General features: G+C 69.2%; 2 protein-coding genes. Both read left to right on the top strand.

Going from position 1 to position 2,849, the window contains the following annotated elements; translation table 11 throughout:
- Positions 1 to 623 precede the first annotated feature (623 nt).
- On the top strand, positions 624 to 2,006 hold the full coding sequence (locus tag AO398_RS27075) for a dicarboxylate/amino acid:cation symporter (RefSeq protein WP_058195397.1): 1,383 nt from the start codon (positions 624 to 626) through the stop codon (positions 2,004 to 2,006).
- Positions 2,006 to 2,849, top strand: an 844-nt coding sequence (locus tag AO398_RS27070; protein ID WP_058195396.1) for an ROK family protein, incomplete at its 3' end; no start/stop codon positions are given. The genes AO398_RS27075 and AO398_RS27070, both read left to right, overlap by 1 nt.

Below are 2,849 nucleotides of genomic sequence, written 5' to 3'. Positions count from 1 at the left end.
GGCGACCCGGGTCTGGGCTGACCCTGAGCAACTTGCGGACCCGCCCACTACGAGGCGGAGGTCGGGTGAGAGACCACGGCGGTGAATGCGGGTTCCGGGGGCGTCTCGGCTGCGAAGCGGCTTGGCCAATGGTTTGGCCGAAGGCTTGGCCGTGCGGCTTGGGCGCCATGGGCAGTGACCGCTGGCATTGGAGTCGCAGGATCGGGGCGCTGACAAGACATCGCGACGAGAAAGACGGCAGCGGCCGGGGGTGATGCCCGGCCGGTGCCGCGGGTCGCCGCGGGGATCGGATCCCGCGCGTATCTGGCCGACACCTGGGTCCCCGCGGCGTCCCGCGTCCCTCGTGCTGGGTCTCTTGGGCCATGCCCCCGGCGTCTTACGGCGGGTGGGGACGATGACGCGTGTTTGGAGATGCCACGCGAAAACTTGGTTCTACCTGGTCGATCCGCATCGAATAGGCGTGGGCCGAATATCCGGCGCAACCATTTTTCAGTCGGGGATCGACAGGTTTTTGTCACACTTGCTTCAGGGAGGAAGACCAAGCCGCCGTTGAGGCGGGGGACGATTGTCGTTAGCGTGCCGGCAGATTGGGAGGATGCACGGCAACCGTGCACGGGATGGATATGGCACACGCAACCCACGCGACGACTGCGCCCGGCGCTCCCCGCGAGCCCTGGTACAAGGTCCTCTATATCCAGGTCCTGATCGCCATCGTCCTCGGCGTCCTGCTCGGTTGGTACGACCCCGCCACCGGCAAGGCGATGAAGTGGCTGGGCGACGCCTTTATCGGCCTGATCAAGATGATGATCGCGCCGATCATCTTCTGCACCATCGTGCACGGCATCGCCTCGGTCGGCGACCTCAAGAAGGTCGGCCGGGTCGGCGTGAAGGCGCTGGTCTATTTCGAGGTGGTCTCGACCCTGGCGCTGCTGATCGGCGTGCTGGTCGGCGAGGTGATCCGGCCCGGCGCCGGCTTCAACGCCGACCCGACGAAGCTCGACGCCAGCAAGGTCGCGAGCTACGCCAACAAGGCGGCCGCCGATTCCACCGTCGCCCACATCCTGGCGATCATCCCGAAAAGCTTCTTCGATCCCTTCGCCACCGGCGACCTGCTTCAGGTGCTGCTGATCTCGATCCTCACCGGCGTCGTCGTTACCAGCCTCGGCGAGCGCGCCGCCGCGGTGAACAGCGCGATCGACACCGCCGGGCAGATCTTCTTCAAGATCATCGGCATCGTGGTGAAGCTCGCTCCCGTCGGGGCCTTCGGCGCCATGGCGTTCACGATCGGCGAGTACGGCATCCAGAAGGTCTACGACCTCGCCTGGCTGGTCGGCACCTTCTACGTCACCGCGATCCTGTTCGTGATCGTGGTTCTGGGCAGCATCGCCAAGGTCGCGGGCTTCTCGATCTTCCGCTTCCTCGCCTACATCAAGGACGAGTTGCTGATCGTCGTCGGCACGTCGTCGTCCGAGACGGTTCTGCCGCAGCTGATGACTAAGATGCGCCGGCTCGGCGCCTCGGATTCGGTGGTCGGCCTCGTGGTCCCGACCGGCTACTCGTTCAACCTCGACGGCACCAACATCTACATGACGCTCGCCACGCTGTTCCTGGCGCAGGCGGTGGGGGCGGACCTGACCTTCGCGCAATACGCGACGATCATCCTGGTGGCGATGCTGACCTCGAAGGGCGCCTCGGGCGTCACGGGCGCCGGCTTCATCACCCTCGCGGCCACGCTCTCGGCGATCCCGAACAGCCCGGTCCCGGTCGCCGCCATGACGTTGGTTCTCGGCATCGACAAGTTCATGTCCGAGTGCCGGGCGCTCACCAACCTCGTGGGCAACGGCGTCGCCTGCGTGGTGGTCAGCCGCTGGGAGGGCGAGCTCGACATGGCCAAGCTCAACGAGGTCATGGCCCATCCGGTCTCGATCGGCACCGACATCTCCGACCACGCGCCGCAGCCGATGGGGACCGACAGCAAGGTCACCAAGGTCGCCGCGGCAGAGTGATGCCAGCGCCCACCGGGCAGGCGCGCCTCGGCATCGATCTCGGCGGCACCAAGATCGCCGGGATCGTGCTGGATACCCGGGGTGCGACCCTGGCCGAGGCCCGGATGCCGGCACCGCGCGGCGATTACCGGGCCACCATCGAGGCCCTGGCCGCCCTGGTGGTGCAGCTTGAAGCCGACGCCGGCGCCCCCTGCAGCGTCGGCATCGGCATGCCGGGCAGCCTGTCGCCCGCGACCGGCCGCGTGCGCAACGCCAATTCCCACTGGCTCAACGGCCACCCCTTCGGGGTTGATCTCGCGCGGCGGCTCGACCGGCCGGTGCGGATCGAGAACGATGCCAACTGCCTGGCGGTCTCGGAGGCGGTCGACGGCGCCGGCGCCGGCGCCCGAGTGGTCTGGGCGGTGATCCTGGGTACCGGGGTCGGCTCCGGCATCGCCATCGACGGCCGCGTGCTCACCGGCCGCAACGGCATCGCGGGCGAATGGGGCCACGGCCCCCTGGCCGCGCCCCGGGGCGACGAGCAGCCCGGGCCGGATTGCTATTGCGGCCGCCGGGGCTGTATCGAGACCTGGCTGTCCGGCCCGGGCCTGGCCGCCGACCACGCCCGACGCCATGGCGGCAGCCTCACCGCCGAGGCGATCGTCGCCGCCGCACGCACCGGCGACGCGCAGGCACGCGACACGCTCGCGACGCATCTCGACCGCCTCGGCCGCGCCGCCGCCCCGGTGGTCAACCTGCCCGATCCGGACGTGATCGTCATCGGCGGCGGCCTGTCCCCGCCCCCCGCACCGGTCGCCGGCCCCCCCGCGGCCATCGCCCCCCTCGCCCTCACCGCCGCCGTCC

Source organism: Methylobacterium sp. GXS13 (assembly GCF_001455965.1).
Lineage (GTDB): Bacteria > Pseudomonadota > Alphaproteobacteria > Rhizobiales > Beijerinckiaceae > Methylobacterium.
The sequence above is the reverse complement of the archived record's forward strand: the minus strand, read 5'-3'. Positions and strand labels throughout refer to the sequence as shown.